The sequence below is a fragment of the Streptomyces sp. NPDC050164 genome, from assembly GCF_044459945.1.
Taxonomy (GTDB): Bacteria; Actinomycetota; Actinomycetes; order Streptomycetales; family Streptomycetaceae; genus Streptomyces; species Streptomyces coeruleorubidus_A.
Window position 1 is genome coordinate 235,616 of the sequence record NZ_JBITJK010000006.1, and the last position, 18,885, is coordinate 254,500.

Below are 18,885 nucleotides of genomic sequence, written 5' to 3' on the forward strand. Positions count from 1 at the left end.
TCCTCGGCGGAAGCGGGGTGGTGGACGACGCGGTTCACTCGGGCTCCTCCTGCCAGCGGTAGCCGCGCGGCGTCACCATGCGCCCGGCGATCTCGCGGGTCGCGGTGTTGCCCACGGTGACGACGGTCATCATGTCGACCGTCGCCGGGTCGAGCGCGGCCAGGGTGGTGAGCCGGGCGGACTCGTCCGGCCGCGAGGCGTTGCGTACGACACCGACCGGCGTCGTCGGCGCCCGGTGCCCGGCGAGGATGTCCAGCGCCTTGGGCAGCTGCCAGTCGCGGCCGCGCGAACGCGGATTGTAGAACGTCACCACGATGTCGGCCTCGGCCGCCGCCCGCACCCGCCGCTCGATGACCTCCCACGGCGTGTGCAGGTCGGACAGGCTGATCGACACGTGGTCGTGGCCCAGCGGCGCGCCCAGGATCGCCCCGGCCGCGAGCGCCGCCGTCACGCCGGGCACGCCGACCACGTCGATGTCGTCGGAGGCCTCGGCCAGCGCGGGGGAGGCCATGGCGTACACGCCCGCGTCCCCGCTGCCGATCAGCGCGACAGCCTGCCCCTTGCGGGCCTCCTCGACGGCCGTGCGCGCCCGCTCCTCCTCGGCTCCGAGGCCCGACTGAAGGATCCGGGTGCCGGGCCGCAGCAGATCGCGGATCTGGTCGACGTACTGGTCGAGTCCGACGAGCACGCAAGCGCGCCGGAGTTCGGCCTTCGCGCGCGGCGTCAGCAGGTCCCGGGCACCCGGCCCGAGCCCGACCACCGCGAGCCGCCCGCGCCCGGGCCGCCGTACGACGGCACAGGTCGCCATGGCAGGGATCGCCGCCGACTTCCGCTTGGGGACGAGGAGTTCGCCCCCGCGCACCAGGGCCGCGGCCTCCGCGACCGAGGGCGTACCGACGGCGGCGAGCGGCGCGTCGGACGGATTGGGCACGTCCACGGCGGCCAACTCCCCGGCGGAGTACGTCACCAGGGGCACACCGAGCCGCCGTGCGGCCTCGACGAGGCCGGGCTCCCCGGCCTTGGCGTCGACGGTGGCGAGCTCGGCGACCGACGCTGCGGACAGCCCGGCCTCCCGGAGGACACCCTCGATCAGATCGAGCACCTCCTCGACGGGGGCACCCTTCGACGCCCCGGCCCCGACGACCAGCGACGGCGGGCGCAGTACCACCTCGCGCTCGGCCGTCTCGACGAGCCGGTCGGTCAGCCGGATCGTGTACGACCCCTCGGCGGCCACCGGGAGCGGCGGCAGCGGCCAGGCCACCTCGGCCCGCAGCGCCACCGCCTCACCGTCCAGCAACGCCCGGGAGACCCCGGCGACATCGCCCTCCACGGGCAGGCCGAGGGTGTCGAGGCCGGGCAGGTCCACGGCGTCCGTCGCCGTGGTCACGACCGGCTCGGCGCCCAGCAACTCCCCGACCTCCCGGGCGAGTTCGTTGGCCCCGCCCGCGTGCCCGCCCATCAGCGACACCGCGAACCGACCGCCCTCGTCGACGCACACCACGCCCGGGTCCGCCGTCTTGCCGGACAGCAGCGGCGCCACCAGCCGCACCACCGCCCCCGTCGCCAGGAAGCACACGAGCTGCTCGCACTGCGTGAACGCGGCCCGTACGGCGTCCCCGACGGGACCCTCGTACACGCGCGTGCGGTCCGGCCACGCGGCGGCCAGCCGGTCCCGCGCGGCCGCTCCCGCCGCGGTGGCGGAAATGAGCCCGATCACTGGGCGACTCCTTCTTCGATTTCCTCGACACCTGCAGGAGGCCGGACGGTCATGTACGGGCACCCCGTTCGCGCAGCGCCTTGCGGGCCTCGGGGTCGGCCTTGCGGTAGCCGTGGAAGTGACCCGGGTGGTACAGGTGCGAGCGCGTGCCGTGCGCGTCGAGCGCCGGGCCGACCAGGAACAGCGTGTGCTTCCAGAGCTTGTGTTCCTTGACCGTCTCCTCCAGCGTGCCGATCGTGCACTTCACGATCAGCTCCTCCGGCCAGGTCGCCTGGTACGCGACCACGACCGGGGTCGTCGTCGGATAACCGCCCTCCAGCAGCTCCCGCACCAGCTGCCCGCTGCGGGCCGCGGAGAGGAAGATCGCCATGGTGGTGCCGTGCCGGGCGAACTCGCGGACCTCCTCCCCGGGCGGCATGGGCGTCTTGCCGCCACCGAGCCGCGTCAGGACGACGGACTGCGCGACCTCGGGGACGGTCAGCTCGCGCTGCGCGAGCGCGGCGACGGCGGAGAAAGCGGACACCCCGGGCACGACCTCGGTCGCGAGGCCCATCTCGGCACACCGGTCGAGCTGCTCCTGGGTGCCGCCCCACAGGGCGGGGTCACCGGAGTGGATCCGGGCGACGCGCAGGCCCTCCTCCCGGGCCCGCCGGTACACGGCCACCACGTCCTCCAGGGACAGGGCCGCCGAGTCGAGGACCTCCGCGTCCTCGCGCGCGTGCTGGAGGACCTCCGCCTGGACCAGGCTGGCCGCCCAGATCACCACGTCGGCCTCGGCGATGGCGCGCGCGGCACGGAACGTCAGCAGGTCGGCGGCGCCGGGGCCGGCACCGACGAAGGTCACCTTGCCGGTGGGGGCGTCGGCCATGGAGTTGGTCCTCTCGTACAGGGGGTTGTCGGTGAGCAGGTGATGCAGGTCCGCGTCAGAGCTTTCCGCCGCGCCCGCCGTCGCGCCGCGCGGGGGAGATGAGCGTCGACAGATAGGGCAGGGGAGTGCCGTCCAGGTCGGCGGCCGGCCGGATCGACTCCTCCGTCAGCCCCAGCGCCGATCCCCACACCGCGTCGCCGGTCCGCCCGGTCTCCCGCAGCGCCTCGGCGACCTCGTGCGCCTGCCGGCCGAACTTGTAGGCGACGACGGTCCCGGGCCCCGCGAGGGCCTCCTTGAGTACCGTCGCCCCCGCCGTGACGGGCACCAGCGTGAGCGGCTCGGTCCCCTCGGTCAGCACGGCGCCCGACCGCGCGGCGAGGTCCTGCATGGCGGTGATCCCGGGCACGGTCTCGACGACGGTCCCCGGCACCAGCTCGGCGATGGTCTGCGCGAGATACGTGAACGTGGAGTAGACGTTGGGATCACCGATGGTCGCGAAGGCCACGGCCGCATGCCCGCGCAGCAACTCGGCGACCCGCTCGCCCGCCGCGTCCCAGGCCGCCTCGCGCCGAGCACGGTCGGCGCGCTCGTTGAGGGCGAACACGACCCGGACGACCTTCTCCTCGGGCACGTAGTGCAACACGGTCGCCTCGGCACGCCCGCGCTCGCCCCCGTCTTTCCCATCCGATGCAGCCATGACGGGCACGACCACGACATCGGCCTCCCGCAGGGCGTTCACGCCCTTGACGGTCACCAGCTCCGGATCCCCGGGTCCGACCCCGACCCCGATCAGCCTGCTGCTCATGACGTCCGGCACCTCTCCACGAACCGACGGGCGACACCGGGCTCCGCCGCCCAGTGCGTGTGCAGATAGCTCGCGTGCACACCGTGCCGCACGAACCCCTCGACGCGCCGCTGAGGGGTCCGCAGGCCCCAGGCGGGTTCGGCCCCCGCCCCGGGCTCCACGACGGTCCGGTGGAACTCGTGCCCCCGCATCCGCGTCCCCGCCGCCGCGAGCACACTGTCGCCGACGGCCACGGCGTCCCGGTACCCCAGGGTCAGCCGCCCGGTCATCCGCGCCCCGGCGTCCAGCACCCCGCACATCGGCTGTCCGTCCAGCTCCCGGCACAGATACAGCAGCCCGGCACACTCGGCGGCCACCGGAGCGCCGCTCTCCGCCAGGTCGGCAACGGCCTTGCGCAGGGGTTCATTGGCGGACAGCTCGGCGGCGTACACCTCGGGGAACCCGCCCCCGATCACCAACCCCCGCGTCCCTTCGGGCAGTTCCTCGTCCCGCAGCGGATCGAAGGGCACGACTTCGGCCCCGGCGGCGGTGAGGAGCTCGGTGTGCTCGGCGTAGGAGAAGGTGAACGCTTCACCGCCGGCGACGGCAACCCTCGGCTTCGGCTTCTCGTCCGTCGGGTGGTGGGTGGGCGGGGAAACAACCTCAGCCGCGTCCCAAGCCGCACCCGACAACGCCCCCGCACCCCGTGCCAACCCCATCAACGCGTCCAGATCACAACCGCCGGAGACCTGCGCGGCCATCGCCGCAACAGCCTCCACCGCCTCGGCCCGCCGCTCGGCGACCGGCACCAGCCCCAGATGCCGCGACGGCGTGTCCACCTGCGGAGCCCGCCGCAGCACCCCGAGCACCGGCACACCCGTCTGCTCCAAAGCCTCCCGCAGCATCCCCTCGTGCCGCTCCGACGCGACCTTGTTCAGGATCACGCCCCCGACCCGCACCTCCGGATCCCAGGAGACGAACCCGTGCACCAGCGCCGCCACCGACCGGGACTGCGACGACGCGTCGACGACCAGCACCACCGGCGCCCGCAGCAACTTCGCGACATGAGCCGTGGAGGCCAGCTCCCCCTCCCCGGCGGCCCCGTCGTACAGCCCCATCACACCCTCGACGACGGCGATGTCACACCCGCGCGCCCCGTGCAGGAACAACGGCCCGACCAGCTCCGGCCCGCACAGATACGCGTCGAGGTTGCGCCCCACCCGCCCCGTCGCGAGCGCGTGGTACCCGGGGTCGATGTAGTCCGGCCCGACCTTGTGCGGGGACACGGCGAGCCCCCGCGCGGCGAACGCGGCCATCAGTCCCGTGGCGACGGTGGTCTTGCCACTGCCCGACGAGGGCGCGGCGACGACCAGCCGGGGCACGGACGAGGACATCACCACTCGATGCCCCTCTGCCCCTTCTGCCCCGCGTCCATCGGGTGCTTCACCTTGGACATGTCGGTCACGAGGTCGGCGAAGTCCACGAGCTTCTCGGGAGCGTTGCGCCCCGTGATCACCACATGCTGGGTACCGGGCCGGCTGCGCAGGACGTCCACGACCTCGTCGGTGTCGACCCACCCCCAGTGCATCGGGTAGGCGAACTCGTCCAGCACGTACAGCCGGTACGTCTGCGCCGCCAGGTCCCGCTTGACCTGCTCCCAGCCCTCCCGGGCCTTCTCCTCGTTGTCCAGCTGCGCATCGCGCTGCACCCAGGACCAGCCCTCGCCCATCTTGTGCCAGGCGACGGACCCGCCCTCGCCGGAGGCACCGAGCACGCGCAGCGCGTTCTCCTCGCCGACCTTCCACTTCGCCGACTTGACGAACTGGAACACCCCGATCGGCCAGCCCTGGTTCCAGGCCCGCAGCGCGAGCCCGAAGGCGGCCGTCGACTTGCCCTTGCCGACGCCCGTGTGCACGACGACGAGCGGCCGGTTCCGGCGCTGCCGGGTCGTCAGACCGTCGTCCGGAATCACACTCGGCTGTCCCTGCGGCATTACGCGGCCCTCCTCGAAGTCCCCTGCACATCCCTGACCAGCCCGGCGATCGAGTCGGCCCGCAGCTCGTCCAGCGTCACGGCGGTGCCGCCCAGCTCACCGGCGAACTGTCCGGCGAGCCCCAGCCGCACCGGCCCCGACTCGCAGTCCACGACGACGGACGCGACGCCCTCGGCCGCGAACAGCCGAGCCGCCCGCCCGGCCAGGGCCACCGGCTCCGGGCCACCGGTGGCCCGCCCGTCCGTCACCAGCACGACCAGTGGCCGCCGTGCCGGATCCCGCAGCCGCTCCACCCGCAGCACGTCGTGCGCGCGCAGCAGCCCGGCGGCCAGCGGCGTACGTCCGCCGGTCGGCAGCGACTCCAGCCGGGCCGCCGCCGCCTCCACGGACGAGGTCGGCGGCAGCGCGACGTCCGCGCCCGAACCCCGGAACGTCACCAGCCCCACCTTGTCCCGCCGCTGGTAGGCGTCCAGCAGCAGCGACAGCACGGCGCCCTTCACGGCACTCATCCGCTGCCGCGCCGCCATCGACCCGGAGGCGTCCACGACGAACAGCACGAGGTTGCCCTCGCGCCCCTCGCGGGTGGCCTGCCGCAGATCGTCCCGGCGCACCACCAGCCCCGGCCCGGACCGCCCGCGCGCCCGCTGGTGCGGGGCCGCGGCCTGCACGGTCGCCGCCAGGTGCAGCTTCGTGAGCGTGCCCCGGGGCCGCCGGGCCCCGGTCGTCCGCCCGTGCTCGGTGCGCGCCCGCGAACGCCGCCCGGCGGCACCCTCGCCGATCCCGGGCACGCTCAGCACCTTGGTCCTAAACGGCTCGGCAGCCCGTACGGCCGACTGCTCACCGGCGCCCGACGGCTGCGGCTGCCCGTTCTCCCCGGCCTCGGGCGTGGCCCCGGCGTCATCGCCCTGCGGCCCGTCGTCGGGCTCCGGCTGCCCGCCGCCCCCGCCGGGTCCGTCCGGCCCCTGGCCGGGGTCCGGATCCGGATCCGGCTCGTCGTCCCCGGAGAACTCCTCCAGCGTCTCGTCCAGCTTGTCCTCGTCCAGCCCCGGCGCGTCGAAGGGGTTGCGCCGCCGGCGGTGCGGCAGCGCGAGCAGCGCGGCCTGCCGGACGTCCTCGGCGAGCACGTCCGTACGCCCCGCCCAGGCCGCCAGCGCCGTCGCCGTCCGCGCCATCACGATGTCGGCGCGCATGCCGTCGACCTCGAAGGCCGCGCAGGTCGCCGCGATCTGCCGCAGCGCCCCGTCGCCCAGCCGCACGGACGGCAGCAGCTCCCGTGCCGCCACGATCCGCGCCCGTACGGCGGCTTCCTCGTCCGCCCACCGGGCCGCGAAACCGGCCGGATCGGCGTCGTAGGCGAGCCGCCGCCTGACGACCTCCACCCGCTGCTCGGGCTCCCGCGAGGCCGCGACCTCGACGGTCAGCCCGAACCGGTCGAGCAACTGCGGCCGCAGCTCGCCCTCCTCGGGGTTCATGGTGCCGACGAGCAGGAACCGGGCCGCGTGCCGTACGGAGACGCCTTCGCGTTCCACGTACGAGGCGCCCATCGCGGCCGCGTCCAGCAGCAGGTCGACCAGGTGGTCGTGGAGGAGGTTGACCTCGTCCACGTAGAGGATGCCGCGGTGCGCGGCGGCGAGCAGCCCCGGCTCGAAGGCCTTCACGCCCTCCGACAGCGCCCGCTCGATGTCCAGCGCGCCCACCAGCCGGTCCTCCGAGGCACCGACGGGCAGCTCGACCATCCGGGCCGGACGGGACCGGCCGGCGGTTCCCGGCGCGTGCGGCCCGTCCGGGCAGGCGGGGTCGGGGGAGGAGGGGTCGCAGGAGAAGCGGCACTCGGGGACGACGTCCACCTGAGGCATCAGCGCGGACAGCGCCCGCACGGCCGTCGACTTGGCGGTGCCCTTCTCACCGCGCACCAGCACACCGCCGACCGCCGGCGACACGGCGTTCAGCAGCAGCGCGAGCCGCAGGTCGTCCTGGCCCACCACGGCCGTGAACGGGAACGGGGTGCTCACTTGTCGTCACCTTCCAAGTCGCCTTCGAGCTCCAGGTACGTGGCACGCAGCCGCTCCAGCGTCTCCGCGTCCGGCTCCGCCCACAGTCCGCGGTCGGCGGCCTCCAGCAGCCGCTCGGTGATGCCGCGCAGCGCCCAGGGGTTGGACGTCTTCATGAACTCCCGGTTCTCCGGGTCGAAGACGTACTCGGCGCTGAGTTTCTCGTACATCCAGTCGTCCACGACCCCGGCCGTGGCGTCGTACCCGAACAGGTAGTCCACGGTCGCGGCCATCTCGAAGGCGCCCTTGTAGCCGTGCCGCCGCATGGCCGCCATCCAGCGCGGGTTGACCACGCGGGCGCGGAACACCCGGTGCGTCTCCTCGCCCAGAGTGCGGGTCTTCACCTGGTCCGGGGTGGCCGAGTCGCCGACGTACGCCTCGGGGCTCGCGCCCGTCAGATGGCGGACCATGGCGACCATGCCGCCGTGGTACTGGAAGTAGTCGTCGGCGTCGACGAGGTCGTGCTCACGCGTGTCGACATTCTTCGCGGCGACCGCGATCCGCCGGAACGCCGTCTCCATGTCCCCGCGCGCGGCCCGTCCATCCAGCCCCCGCCCATAGGCGTAGCCGCCCCACACCGCGTACACCTCGGCGAGGTCCGCGTCGGAGCGCCAGTTGCGCGCGTCGATCAGCGGCAGCAGACCGGCCCCGTACGCCCCCGGCTTGGAGCCGAAGATCCGGGCGGTCGCCCGGCGCCGGTCGCCGTGCTCGGCGGTGTCCTCGTCGGCGTGCGCGCGGACGTAGTTCTGCTCGGCGGGCTCGTCCAGCTCGGCGACCGTGCGGACGGCGTCGTCGATCAGCCCGACCACATGAGGGAACGCGTCCCGGAAGAAGCCGGAGATCCGGACCGTCACGTCGATGCGCGGCCGGCCCAGCTCCTGCGGGGAGATCACCTCGAACCCGGTCACCCGGCGCGAGGCGTCGTCCCACACCGGCCGGCAGCCCAGCAGCGCCAGGATCTCGGCGATGTCGTCGCCCTGGGTGCGCATGGCCGAGGTGCCCCACACCGTCAGGCCGACGGACTTCGGGTACGCGCCGGTGTCGGTCAGATACCGCTGCACCAGCGAGTCCGCGAGCGACTGCCCGACCTCCCAGCTCAGCCGGGACGGAATCGCCTTGGGGTCGACGGAGTAGAAGTTGCGTCCCGTCGGCAGGACGTTGACCAGGCCGCGGGTCGGCGAGCCGGAGGGTCCCGCCGGGACGTAACCGCCGTCCAGGGCCCGCAGGATGTGCCCGATCTCGTCGCTCGTCCTGGCCAGCCGCGGCACGACCTCCGTGCAGGCGAACTCCAGCACCGCCACGGCGTCGGCGACGCCCCTGCCGAGCACCTCCCGGACCAGCGCCGGGACCTCGGCGACCGCCCAGCCCCGCTCCTCCATGCCCTCCGCGATCCGCCGGCACAGCTGCTCCAGCAGATCGATCGCGTCGGCGGCGGTGCGGGCCGGCCCCGCCACCAGGCCCGTCAGCTCCGCCGGCACCTTCACCGCAGCGCCCGGCTCGGCCAGCAACTCCTTCTCCACCAGCCCGAAGTGCTCCGCCAGCGCCGCCCTGAGCCCGGGCAGCGCGTCGGCCTGACCACCCCACACCTGCGAGGCCCGCAGCACCGCCAGCACGAGATTGACGCGTGGTTCACCGACCGGGCCGCCGCCCAGGATGTGCAGGCCGTCGCGGATCTGCACGTCCTTGATCTCGCACAGATAGCCGTCGATGTGCATGACGAACTCGTCGAACGCCTCGTCGTCCGGCTGCTCGTCGACATGCAGGTCGTGATGCAGCTCGGCGGCCTTGACGAGGGTCCAGATCTGCGCGCGCACGGCCGGGGCCTTCGCCGGGTCCAGGTCGGAGACGAGCGCGTACTCGTCGAGGAGCTGCTCCAGCTTGGCCAGGTCGCCGTAGGTGTCGGCGCGGGCCATCGGCGGCACCAGGTGGTCGACGACCGTGGCGTGCCCGCGCCGTTTGGCCTGGGTGCCCTCGCCCGGGTCGTTGACGATGAACGGGTAGATCAGGGGCAGCTCCCCGAGCACGGCGTCCGGGGCGCAGCCGGCGCTGAGCCCGAGGCCCTTGCCGGGCAGCCACTCCAGCGTGCCGTGCTTGCCCATGTGCACGATCGCGTCCGCGCCGAAACTGTTCTCCAGCCAGCGGTAGGCCGCCAGGTAGTGGTGGGACGGCGGCATGTCCGGGTCGTGGTAGATCGCGATGGGGTTCTCGCCGAAGCCGCGCGGCGGCTGGATCATCACGACGACGTTCCCGAACTGCAGCGACGCCAGCACGATGTCGTCCCCGTCGACGTAGAGGCTGCCCGGTGGCTCGCCCCACGCCTCGGTCATGGCGTCCCTCAGCTCGGGGTCGAGCTTGTCGAACCAGGCCCGGTAGTCCGCCAGCGGCACCCGCGCGGGCGCGGCGGCCAGCTGCTCGTCCGTCAGCCACTCCACGTCGTGCCCGCCGGCCGCGATGAGCCGGTGGATCAACTCGTCACCACCCGCCGGGTACTCGGTGAGTCCGTACCCGGACTCCTTGAGGGCGTCCAGCACCCGCACCGCCGAGGCCGGGGTGTCCAGCCCGACGGCGTTGCCGACCCGCGAGTGCTTGGTCGGGTACGCGGTGAAGACGAGCGCGAGCCTCTTCTCGGCGTTCGCCTTGTGCTTCAACCGCGCGTGCCGTACGGCGATCCCGGCGACCCGCGCGGCCCGCTCCGGGTCGGCGACGTACACGGGCACGTCGTCCGCGCCCTGCTCCTTGAACGAGAACGGCACGGTGATCAGCCGCCCGTCGAACTCCGGGATCGCCACCTGCATCGCGGCGTCCATGGGGGACAGGGCGGCGTCGGACGCCTCCCAGGCGCGCCGCGAGGACGTCAGGCACAGACCTTGCAGCACGGGGATGTTCAGCTCGGCGAGGGCGCCGATGTCCCAGGACTCCTCGTCACCCCCCGCCGAGGCCTGCGAGGCGTGGGTGCCGCCGGCGGCGAGGACGGTGGCGACGAGGGCGTCCGCCCGCCCGAGGATCTCGTACAGCCCCGCGTCGGCCCCGCGCAGCGAACCGCAGTACACGGCAAGCGCGTTGGCGCCCCGCGCCTCGATCGCGTCGCACAGGGTGTCCACGAAGGCGGTGTTGCCGCTCAGCTCGTGCGCCCGGTAGAAGAGCACGCCGACCGTCGGCCGGCCCTCGACCTGTGCGCGCTCGCCGCGGACGCCGTACTCCGGCATCCGCTGCGGCGCGGCGAAGCCCTCGCCCGTGAGCAGCACGGTGTCGGACAGGAACCGCGCCAGCTCCGTGAGGTTGGCCGGCCCGCCCTCCACGAGGTACTTCAGCGCCTCCGCCACGACACCCGCCGGCACCGACGACTCGGCCATCAACTCGGCGTCGGGAACGGCCTCTCCGCCCAGCAGCACGGTCGGGACGCCGGACGCCTTCAGCGCGGCGAGCCCGTCCTCCCAGGCCCGCTTGCCGCCGAGCAGCCGTACGACGGCGATGTCCGCGCCTTCGAGGAGCGCCGGAAGCTCCTCCCCGACATCCACGCGGGTCGGGTTGCCGATCCGGTACGAGGCACCGGTGGCGGCCCGGGCCGCCAGCAGGTCCGTGTCGGCGGTCGACAACAACAACACAGTGCTCATGCGGGCGCTCCCGGTGGAATGAAGGGCAGTCCTCGCGGCGCGCCGGACTCGATGAGCCGCCACAGCGCGTCCGTGTCCGCGTGCTGTTCGATCAGGTCGCCGAGCCGGTCGAGCTGCTCCTCGCGCAGCGCGGCGAACGAGGTGTCAGGCGCCGGCACGAAGCGGCGCCCCGCGGCGGCCGCCACCTCGCGCAGGAAGGCCCGTCGGAAGCCGTCCGACTCCAGCGAGCCGTGCCAGTGCGTGCCCCAGGTCTGGCCGACCCGGCAGCCGTCCAGGAACGGGGTGCCGCCCTGGACATCGGCGACGCCGTGGTGGATCTCGTAGCCCTCCACACACTCCCCGAGGGCCTCGCCCTCCGGCCGGGTGAGGGTCTTCTCGCGGGCGAACCGCACCCGCACGGGCAGGATCCCGAGCCCCTCGACATGACCCCGGCGGCTCTCCACGTCGTCCTCGATGTGCTCGCCGAGGATCTGGAAGCCGCCGCAGATCCCGAGGACGGGCCGCTGCTCGGCGGCCCTGCGCACGAGCGCGCCGGCCAGCCCGCGCTCCCGCAGCCATTCCATCGCACGGACGGTCCCCCGGGTCCCGGGCACGATGACGAGGTCGGCGTCGGCGAGTTCCTCGGGCCGGTCCACGAACCGCACGACGACACCGGGTTCGGCGGCCAGCGCGTCCACGTCGGTGAAGTTGGACATGAGCGGGATCGCGCACACGGCGACCCGCAGGACGTCCTCGCCGACGGGCGGGGCGACGAGCGACTCCCGCACGGTGCCGCGCAGGGAGACCCGCAACCCGTCCTCCTCGTCGATCCCCAGCCCGTGCCGGAAGGGCAGAACGCCGTACGTACGCCGCCCGGTGAGCCCTTGGAGCATGTCGAGGCCCGGCTCCAGCAGGGAGACGTCCCCCCGGAACTTGTTGACGAGGAACCCGGCGACGCACTCCTGGTCCTCGCGCGACAGCAGCGCGACGGTCCCGAAGAACGAGGCGAAGACACCGCCCCGGTCGATGTCCCCGACGACGAGCACGGGGAGCCCGGCGTTGCGGGCGATCCCCATGTTGACGATGTCGGTCCGCCGCAGATTGATCTCGGCGGGACTGCCCGCCCCCTCACAGATCACCGCGTCATACGTGCCCCGCAACTGCTCCAGACAGTCCAGCACGGTCCCGAGCAGCTTCTGCTGCCGTCCGCCGTGGTACCCGCGTGCGCTGAGCTCCCCGACCGGCTTGCCCAGCAGCACGACCTGACTGCTGCTCTCGCCGCCGGGCTTGAGCAGCACGGGGTTCATCAGCGCGGTCGGCTCGACGCGGCAGGCCTGCGCCTGCATGGCCTGCGCCCGCCCGATCTCGGCCCCTTCCTTCGTCACGAAGGAATTGAGGGACATGTTCTGCGCCTTGAAGGGCGCGACCTTGACGCCCTGCCGCACCAGCCACCGGCAGATCCCGGCGGTCACGACGCTCTTGCCGGCGTCGGAGGTGGTGCCGGCGACGAGAAGCCCACCGCCCGTCATGACGTACGCCCTTTCGCGATGCGGCGCGCGGCGACACAGACGCCGAGCGCGAGCCAGCCGACACGCCTGGACAGCCGTACGGCCCGTTCGATGTCCCGGGTGCCGACGCCGCGCCCCGCCCCGTTGAGCACGGGCCGGTGCTCGACGCGCCCGCCGTACGACAGGGTCCCGCCCAGCCGCACGCCGAGCGCCCCCGCGAACGAGGCCTCCACGGGCCCGGCGTTGGGGCTCGGATGCTTGGCGGCATCGGCACGCCAGGCCCGCACGGCTCCCCGCGGATCGTCCCCTGCCAGGGTCGCGAGCACGGCGGTCAGCCGGGCCCCGGGCCAGCCCGCGAGATCGTCCAGCCGCGCGCAGGCCCACCCGTACCGCCGGTACCGGGCCGACTTGTGCCCGACCATGGCGTCGAGGGTGTTGACGGCCCGGAACCCGAGGAGCCCCGGCACACCACCGACGGCCCCCCACACGAGCGCCCCCACGACCGCGTCGGAGGTGTTCTCGGCGACGGACTCGACCACGGCCCGGGCGATCCCGTTGGCGTCGAGCGCCTGCGGATCCCGCCCGCACAGATGCGGCAGCCGCTCCCGGGCCCCCGCGACGTCCCCCGCCTCCAGGGCACGCCCGACGGCCCGCGCCTCCCGCGCGAGCGAAGTCCCCCCGACAACGGCCCAGGTGGCAGCACCGGTCAGAACGACCGACGCGACGGCGGAGTCCCGCACGGCGCGCGCGGCGGCGGCCCCGAGCGCGACGGTCCCTCCCGCACACACCACGGCGTGCAGCGCTCCCCACCCCCGGTGGTCCCGCCACAACACCCGTTCCACGGCCCCCGCGGCCCGCCCGAACACGGCGACCGGATGCCCTCGGCGAGGATCGCCGAGCAGCAGGTCACCGATCAGACCGGCGGCGGCGCCGTACGCGAAGACGCGGCCGGCACCCATGGGCTCAGCCGCCCACAGGGGCAGGCAGGGGTGGGGTACTGAACCTAGATCGGCAGCCGCGCATGGCGATATGTCCTCACTCAGGGTGTCCGCGCCCTGGTTCGACTGGACCGGCGGTGAGAGTTCCTGGCTCCCGGGGATTGCTACCCCGGTGACAGTGGCGGGACCGCGCCGGACTTCCACCGGCTTCCTCTCCTGCCGCCGTACTGGCCCCGGCAGTCCACCACGGCCGGGTACCGCCGTCAACTTGCCGTTGACCTGCGAGGGGAGAGTGTGGAGAAGCCCACACCGCCGGGTCGCCCCTACCATCACGGGCCGTGTCGCGCTGCCTTTCCACGCAGGGTCCATCGGTCCGGTGAACCGGGGGCGCGGCCGTTGTGATCACGTCGTGCACCCCGGTGAAATGGATCTTCTTCCCGACCAGCCGTCAACAGGGTGGAAGACAGGTGTCCGATGGCACATACGACTGAGCCGCCCGGAGACGAGGAGGGCCCGTCCGCGCACCCCGGGCAGCCGGACGGGCCGGACGAGTCACACCTTCGCGGCATCGTCAGGATTCGTTCGGGTGCGACCCCACGTTGAGCCTCGACTTCTCCGCCCGCGGGGACCGACTCCTCCACCTGGTCATAGGGGCCGTCGAGGACGACTGCCAGTACGGCACTGGTCCTCCTGGCTGTGGATCCACCGGATCGACGGGGAGCACGAGCAGCCGGTCCAGGTGCCCGCCTCACTCCTGTCACCCGATGAGTGCCTGCTGGCCGCGGCACTGCCCGCCGACGAGGAGAACGGCTTTGTCGCCGCCACGGGCAAGGGCGAGTGGAAGCCCGTCCGTCACGGCCGTCTCGACGCGGCTCGCACGGACCGGGTGGTCCGGCCGAAGTCCGAGTACGCCTACGTCGACCCGGCGGGGCGCTACGTCGCGTGGACGGGTAAGAACGGTGAGCGCCGGCTCTGGCGTGACCTGAGAACGGGAAAGCGCCATGTCGCCGACTTCCCGCCGGACGCCGGTTCCGGGGACGCGCTGCTCAGCGCCGTCACGGGCGAGAACGGCACGTACTTCTACGGCGTGTACGGCCATGACCTCATCCGCGTCACCCTGACCCCGGTGACCTACACCGCGGACCCGTACCTCTCGATCGGAGCGACGGAACAGCCGGCGGCGGCGATCAACGGCGGACGACTGGCGGTCGTGGGGATGCCGGACGACGAAGCCGACTTCACCGCTCCGGGGAACGCTGCGCCGCCCGAGTCGACGGTGGGCGGGTACCTGACGACGCACGGCGAGGCGACGGCCCGCCCGGTTCCCTTCGAGGGCGAGTACGGCGCCGTGACCTTCAACCGGGGCGGCGGCAGAATCGCCTTGTGGGGGAACGGCCTGGAGATCCGCGAGACAGCTCACCCCCAGCGGCAGCCGATCCGCCTGCTCCACGACGGATCACAACGAGCCCGAACACTGCCTGGCCGCCGCCGCCGATCCGAAGGACCCGCGGCGGGTCGCCATTCTCCGGACCGAGGGCACCGTGCAGCTGTGGGACACCGAGAGCGGCACGAGTGGAGCGCGGGAGCCCGTGGGACGGGTGGATCCCACCGACAGGGGCACCTATGGACTCGCCTTCTGTGCCGACGGCCGCCACACGCCGGTTCAGAGCTGGAGCACTGCGACGAGCCCGGGAGCGTGGTCTACGGCTACGGCGACGACATGGGAACGGACGCCGTCGTGCGCGTCGCCGACGAGGGAGGGGACCTCGTGGCGGGCACGGAGCTGGGGCTGGTGCGCGTCCCGCTCGATCCCGACGTACTCGCGAAGAGGCTCTGCGAGACGGTCCGGGACCGATACGAACAGCTCAGCCGGACGTTTCCCGACCACAGTGAACCGCCCTGCTCGTCGCCGTCCTGAGACGGTGGCGAGCAGGGCGGTGACCGGCGCTGTGCTCGGTGATCAGGCCACGATCAAGTAGATCCCGTAGCCCACAGCCGCCGCACACGCCGCGAAGCACGCGTACGCGCCCGTCACGGCAAGCCCCGCGGACCCGCCCGCGGCCACCGCCCGCTCGCGGCGGGACAGGCCGGTGATGCCGAGGGTGAACAGGCCCACGAGGGCCACGGTGACCACGAGGCTGACGCCGAAGACGGAGCCGAGGGCCGCCCAGTCGATCTTCATGGCAGAGGTTCTCCTTGTAACCGAGTGGGCGATCAGACCGGGGTGGTCGTGGTCGAGGGCTCGCGTTCGGCCGAGGCCGGCGCCGCTATCGTCGCGATCGGCCCGTCCGTGGCGGTGCCACTCGCCGGCGGCGGCGTCACCGCGGCCATCGCCGTGGTCACCACACCGGCCGGCTCCGACTCGTCGGTGTCGTTGACGTTGGTGTGGTCGACGACCTCACGCCGCGAGATCTTCCAGATCGCCGCGCTGGAGGCGACGAGGAAGACGGCCACCACCGCGGTGCCCCAGCTGCCGAAGCCGGTGACGTACTCGGCGAGCGCGGCCACCAGGGCCGCCGCCGGCAGCGTCAGTCCCCACGCGACGAACATCCGCGTCGCCGTCGACCAGCGGACGACGCCGCCCTTGCGGCCGAGGCCCGCGCCCATCACGGAGCCGGACACCGAGTGGGTCGTGGAGAGCGAGAAACCGAGGTGCGAGGAGGCCAGGATGACCGTCGCCGCGCTGGTCTGGGCGGCGAAGCCCTGCTGCGGCCGGAGGTCGGTCAGGCCCTTGCCCATGGTGCGGATGATGCGCCAGCCGCCCAGGTAGGTGCCGAGCGCGATCGCGATGCCCGCGGAGAGGATGACCCACATGGGCGGGTCGGAGTCCGGGGCGACGGCGCCGCCGGCGACCAGGGCGAGGGTGATGACACCCATCGTCTTCTGGGCGTCGTTGGTGCCGTGGGCCAGGGAGACCAGGCCCGCGGAGGCGATCTGGCCGGCCCGGTAGCCCTTCTCGGAGGCCTTGCCGTCGGCCTTCTTGCCGAGGGAGTACGTCAGCCGCGTGGCGAGCAGCGCCGCGATGCCCGCGACCAGCGGGGCGGCGATCGCCGGGATCAGCACCTTGGTGACCAGGACGTCACCGTGCACCGCGCCGACGCCCGCCGAGGCGATCGTGGCGCCGATCAGGCCGCCCATCAGGGCGTGCGAGGAACTGGACGGCAGACCGACCAGCCAGGTCAGCAGGTTCCAGAGGATCGCGCCGACCAGGGCGGCGAAGATGACCTCGGGACGGATGCCGGCCTCGTCGACGAGGCCTTTGGAGATCGTGTTGGCGACTTCCACGGACAGGAAGGCGCCGACCAGGTTCAGGACCGCGGACATGGCCACTGCGACCTTGGGTCTCATGGCGCCCGTGGAAATGGTCGTGGCCATCGCGTTCGCGGTGTCGTGGAAACCGTTCGTGAAATCGAACGCGAGTGCGGTTACCACCACAATCGCGAGGATCAGCGAGAAGCTTTCCATTTACCCAGGCAATCGTTCGAGGTCGTTGGCCGGACGAACGTAGGTAACCTGAGTGAACGGAAGATGAACTGGGAGGGGCGCAGGGGTGTCCACGGTCGAGGGTTACCGTTCCGCCTGCTGTCAGGCTCCCCACGCCCCCGGGGCTAGGCCCCGCGCGCGAACCGTTTCAGTCGATCGAGTGACCCGTTGAAGAGATTTTGGTCACCCGGCAGGCTTCCGGAGCCGTTGTCGTACTGCCAGAACGTCCACGAGGTCCAGCCGGCCGGCAGCGTGCCCGCGCTCGCGGCGTTGTAGCGGGCGATCCACAAGGGGTGGTCGGCGGCGAAGGCGCGGCTGTTGCCCGTGCACGTGTTCCACCAGTGGGTGGTCGTGTAGATCACCGGGCGGCGGCCGGTGAGCCGCTTGACCTCGTCGCTGAACGACTTGATCCAGCCGACCATCCTCGTCTTGCTCAGGCCGTAGCACTTGCGTTTCTTGTCGTACGGGTTGTATTCGATGTCGAGCGCGGGCGGCAGCGTCCAGCCGTCCGCGGTCCAGCCGCCGCCGTTGCTCACGAAGTGCGCCGCCTGTGCCTGGCCCGACGACCTGTTGGGCAGTGCGAAATGGTAGGCGCCGCGGACCAGACCGGCCTTGCGCGAGCCGTTGTACTGCTGGCCGAAGTAGGGGTTGCGGTAGGTGGTGGACTCGGTCGCCTTGACGTAGACGAACCTGGCGCCCTTCGCCTTCGCGCTCTGCCAGTCGACGTTCTTCTGGTGCGACGAGACGTCGTGTCCCTTCGGGCGGCTCGCCCCCGAGGCCGGAGCCTCGGCCAGGGCGATGCCTCCCAGTGCGAGTGCCGCCGCGTACGCGGCGAGCCGGCGGCCGCGGTGTCGGGACGGTGTGTGGTCACGGGCCATGTTTCCCCCCGGAATGGCGACGTGCACGGCAAATCCCCCAGAGAGTACTGGGAGATCGTTGAATGCCCGAAGGTCTCCGGCCAAGAGAGATCTGTGCGGTGTCTGTGCCGGTATGCGCCCTTACGGATGCTCGGCTTCCGGCCTAAAGTGCCCCCGCCCGGCGGCGCGTTGAGAGCCTGCCTGGCAGGATCGCCGCATGGCTGAGCAGCGAGGCGACGGGCGGGGCGCGGGGGACGTCCGGGGCGGCGGACAGGATGTGGGGGAGTCGCGGCGGAGGGGTGTGCGCCCCGAGGAGGCACGTGCCTGGCAGGAACTCGTCACGACGGCCCGCCGGACCGTCTCCGACGGTCTCGTCGTCGGCACGTCCGGGAACGTCTCGGTGCGCGTCGGGGACACGGTCCTGGTCACGCCGTCGGGCGTCCCCTACGACCGGCTGAGGCCGGACGACGTGACCGGCGTCGGCCTCGACGGCCGGCAGGTCCTCGGCACGCTCGTCCCGACCAGCGAGCTGCCCATGCACCTCGCGGTCTACCGCACGACCGGCGCCCGGGTCGTCGTCCACACCCACGCCGTGCACGCGACGGCCGTCTCGACGCTCGTGAGCGAGCTGCCGCTGATCCACTACATGGCCGCCGCGCTGGGCGGACCCGTCCGGGTTGCCCCGTATGCCACATACGGCACCGACGAGTTGGCCGAGAACATGCTCCGCGCCCTCGCCGACCGCTCCGGCTGCCTCCTCCAGAACCACGGCACCATCACCCACGGCACGTCACTGGACCAGGCCTACGACCGCACCGCCCAGCTGGAATGGATGTGCCGCCTGTGGCTGACCGCCGCATCGGTGCCGGGCCTGTCCCCGAGCCTGCTGTCCGGGGAGCAGTTGGCGGAGGTGCAGGAACAGCTGCGCGGCTACGGCCAACGCCGCTGACCTTCCGCCCTGGCCGCCCGGTGCCGCCGGGGCGGCCGGCGCTACCGCCGGTCCTGCTGCCTCGCCCCACCGGCCGGAGAGGTCACCCGCCGACCACCACGCCGCCGACCCTCGCGTCCTCCCGGGTGCCGCGCACGCGCCGTG

At 72.9% G+C, this 18,885-nt stretch carries 14 protein-coding genes and 1 riboswitch; of the genes, 2 read left to right on the forward strand and 12 right to left on the reverse strand.

Annotated features, from left to right (window positions below; translation table 11 throughout):
- Nucleotides 1-34: 34 nt before the first annotated feature.
- From cobJ to ACIBNA_RS12845, 9 genes are read right to left on the reverse strand one after another with little or no spacing between them, the layout of a single operon-like run.
- On the reverse strand, nt 35-1,717 hold the full coding sequence (gene cobJ, locus ACIBNA_RS12805; protein WP_399165228.1) for a precorrin-3B C(17)-methyltransferase: 1,683 nt from the start codon (nt 1,715-1,717) through the stop codon (nt 35-37).
- 49 nt (nt 1,718-1,766) lie between these two features.
- Nucleotides 1,767-2,585, reverse strand: a complete 819-nt coding sequence (cobM, locus tag ACIBNA_RS12810; protein WP_399165229.1) for a precorrin-4 C(11)-methyltransferase — start codon at nt 2,583-2,585, stop codon at nt 1,767-1,769.
- 55 nt (nt 2,586-2,640) lie between these two features.
- A complete protein-coding gene (gene cobI / locus ACIBNA_RS12815; protein ID WP_399165230.1) occupies nt 2,641-3,390 on the reverse strand; it encodes a precorrin-2 C(20)-methyltransferase in 750 nt (249 codons plus the stop codon).
- Nucleotides 3,387-4,763 carry a cobyrinate a,c-diamide synthase gene (locus tag ACIBNA_RS12820; protein ID WP_399165231.1) on the reverse strand — a complete coding sequence of 459 codons (1,377 nt, stop codon included), beginning with the start codon at nt 4,761-4,763 and terminating at the stop codon, nt 3,387-3,389. The genes cobI and ACIBNA_RS12820 overlap by 4 nt, the downstream gene beginning before the upstream one ends.
- A complete protein-coding gene (cobO, locus tag ACIBNA_RS12825; RefSeq protein ID WP_399165232.1) occupies nt 4,763-5,362 on the reverse strand; it encodes a cob(I)yrinic acid a,c-diamide adenosyltransferase in 600 nt (199 codons plus the stop codon). Before cobO ends, ACIBNA_RS12820 begins: the two co-directional genes overlap by 1 nt.
- A complete protein-coding gene (locus ACIBNA_RS12830) occupies nt 5,362-7,374 on the reverse strand; it encodes a putative cobaltochelatase (protein ID WP_399165233.1) in 2,013 nt (670 codons plus the stop codon). The genes cobO and ACIBNA_RS12830 overlap by 1 nt, the downstream gene beginning before the upstream one ends.
- Complete coding sequence (gene cobN, locus ACIBNA_RS12835; RefSeq protein WP_399165234.1) at nt 7,371-11,027, reverse strand: cobaltochelatase subunit CobN; 3,657 nt, start codon at nt 11,025-11,027, stop codon at nt 7,371-7,373. The genes ACIBNA_RS12830 and cobN overlap by 4 nt, the downstream gene beginning before the upstream one ends.
- On the reverse strand, nt 11,024-12,535 hold the full coding sequence (locus ACIBNA_RS12840) for a cobyric acid synthase (RefSeq protein WP_399165235.1): 1,512 nt from the start codon (nt 12,533-12,535) through the stop codon (nt 11,024-11,026). The genes cobN and ACIBNA_RS12840 overlap by 4 nt, the downstream gene beginning before the upstream one ends.
- A complete protein-coding gene (locus ACIBNA_RS12845) occupies nt 12,532-13,473 on the reverse strand; it encodes a cobalamin biosynthesis protein (RefSeq protein ID WP_399165236.1) in 942 nt (313 codons plus the stop codon). The genes ACIBNA_RS12840 and ACIBNA_RS12845 overlap by 4 nt, the downstream gene beginning before the upstream one ends.
- 120 nt (nt 13,474-13,593) lie before the next feature.
- A riboswitch (cobalamin riboswitch) is annotated at nt 13,594-13,667 on the reverse strand.
- 524 nt (nt 13,668-14,191) lie between these two features.
- Here ACIBNA_RS12845 and ACIBNA_RS12850 point away from each other — a divergent pair.
- On the forward strand, nt 14,192-15,370 hold the full coding sequence (locus ACIBNA_RS12850; RefSeq protein ID WP_399165237.1) for a hypothetical protein: 1,179 nt from the start codon (nt 14,192-14,194) through the stop codon (nt 15,368-15,370).
- A 42-nt stretch (nt 15,371-15,412) separates the two neighbouring features.
- Here the strand turns inward: ACIBNA_RS12850 and ACIBNA_RS12855 are convergent, their stop codons facing one another.
- The 3 genes from ACIBNA_RS12855 to ACIBNA_RS12865 all read right to left on the reverse strand — a co-directional run bounded on the left by ACIBNA_RS12855 (nt 15,413) and on the right by ACIBNA_RS12865 (nt 17,813).
- Nucleotides 15,413-15,634 carry a hypothetical protein gene (locus ACIBNA_RS12855; protein WP_086606028.1) on the reverse strand — a complete coding sequence of 74 codons (222 nt, stop codon included), beginning with the start codon at nt 15,632-15,634 and terminating at the stop codon, nt 15,413-15,415.
- 32 nt (nt 15,635-15,666) lie between these two features.
- Nucleotides 15,667-16,917: an anion permease gene (locus ACIBNA_RS12860; protein WP_399165238.1), complete on the reverse strand. Its 1,251-nt coding sequence runs from the start codon at nt 16,915-16,917 to the stop codon at nt 15,667-15,669.
- Between the two features lie 143 nt (nt 16,918-17,060).
- A complete protein-coding gene (locus tag ACIBNA_RS12865; RefSeq protein WP_399165239.1) occupies nt 17,061-17,813 on the reverse strand; it encodes a lysozyme in 753 nt (250 codons plus the stop codon).
- Between the two features lie 196 nt (nt 17,814-18,009).
- On the opposite strand from ACIBNA_RS12865, the gene ACIBNA_RS12870 reads away from it, so the two are divergent.
- Nucleotides 18,010-18,741 (forward strand): class II aldolase/adducin family protein, encoded by a 732-nt coding sequence (locus ACIBNA_RS12870; protein WP_399165240.1) that lies wholly within the window; start codon nt 18,010-18,012, stop codon nt 18,739-18,741.
- The last annotated feature ends 144 nt before the right edge of the window (nt 18,742-18,885 follow it).

Excerpts from the sequence above, each read along its gene's own strand:
- ACIBNA_RS12855 (WP_086606028.1), bottom strand. The coding sequence starts at position 15,634 with ATGAAGATCGACTGGGCGGCCCTCGGCTCCGTCTTCGGCGTCAGCCTC.
- ACIBNA_RS12870 (WP_399165240.1), top strand. The coding sequence starts at position 18,010 with ATGGCTGAGCAGCGAGGCGACGGGCGGGGCGCGGGGGACGTCCGGGGC.
- ACIBNA_RS12845 (WP_399165236.1), bottom strand. The coding sequence starts at position 13,473 with ATGGGTGCCGGCCGCGTCTTCGCGTACGGCGCCGCCGCCGGTCTGATC.
- ACIBNA_RS12840 (WP_399165235.1), bottom strand. The coding sequence starts at position 12,535 with ATGACGGGCGGTGGGCTTCTCGTCGCCGGCACCACCTCCGACGCCGGC.
- ACIBNA_RS12865 (WP_399165239.1), bottom strand. The coding sequence starts at position 17,813 with ATGGCCCGTGACCACACACCGTCCCGACACCGCGGCCGCCGGCTCGCC.
- ACIBNA_RS12820 (WP_399165231.1), bottom strand. The coding sequence starts at position 4,763 with ATGTCCTCGTCCGTGCCCCGGCTGGTCGTCGCCGCGCCCTCGTCGGGC.
- cobI (WP_399165230.1), bottom strand. The coding sequence starts at position 3,390 with ATGAGCAGCAGGCTGATCGGGGTCGGGGTCGGACCCGGGGATCCGGAG.
- cobO (WP_399165232.1), bottom strand. The coding sequence starts at position 5,362 with ATGCCGCAGGGACAGCCGAGTGTGATTCCGGACGACGGTCTGACGACC.
- ACIBNA_RS12860 (WP_399165238.1), bottom strand. The coding sequence starts at position 16,917 with ATGGAAAGCTTCTCGCTGATCCTCGCGATTGTGGTGGTAACCGCACTC.
- cobN (WP_399165234.1), bottom strand. The coding sequence starts at position 11,027 with ATGAGCACTGTGTTGTTGTTGTCGACCGCCGACACGGACCTGCTGGCG.
- cobM (WP_399165229.1), bottom strand. The coding sequence starts at position 2,585 with ATGGCCGACGCCCCCACCGGCAAGGTGACCTTCGTCGGTGCCGGCCCC.